Here is a 446-nt window from a genome sequence, read left to right as displayed (position 1 = left end):
CATCACCGGTCAGACGCTGGTGATCGACGGCGGCCTGTCGCTGGGCGAGCCGTTCGGCGTCGCCCGCGCCACGTTCCGTGCTGCGGCCGGAGCCGCTTAATCAAAGCTCCGTCAGCCCGGCGTCCGCGTCACCGGGGCGCCCGCGGCGGCTTCGTACCAACGCTTGGACCGGTTGACGATCGCCACCACCGTCAGCATCACCGGCACCTCGATCAGCACGCCGACCACGGTGGCAAGCGCGGCACCGGATTCGAAGCCGAACAGGCTGATCGCGGCGGCGACCGCGAGTTCGAAGAAATTGCTGGCGCCGATCAGCGCCGACGGGCCGGCGACGCAATGCTGCTCGCCGGACAGCCGATTGAGCAGGTAGGCCAGCCCGGCGTTGAAATACACCTGGATCAGGATCGGCACCGCGAGCAGCGCAATCACCAGCGGCTGCCTAATGA

At 68.2% G+C, this 446-nt stretch carries 1 protein-coding gene; it reads right to left on the bottom strand.

Going from position 1 to position 446, the window contains the following annotated elements; all coding sequences use genetic code 11:
- Positions 1-111: 111 nt before the first annotated feature.
- Positions 112-446 (bottom strand): arsenic resistance protein (locus DYI24_RS27770; RefSeq protein WP_502706402.1); only part of this gene is annotated, 335 nt, incomplete at its 5' end.

Origin of the sequence: Rhodopseudomonas sp. BR0C11, from assembly GCF_010820945.1 — a bacterium.
Lineage (GTDB): Bacteria > Pseudomonadota > Alphaproteobacteria > Rhizobiales > Xanthobacteraceae > Rhodopseudomonas > Rhodopseudomonas palustris_H.
The sequence above is the reverse complement of the archived record's forward strand: the minus strand, read 5'-3'. Positions and strand labels throughout refer to the sequence as shown.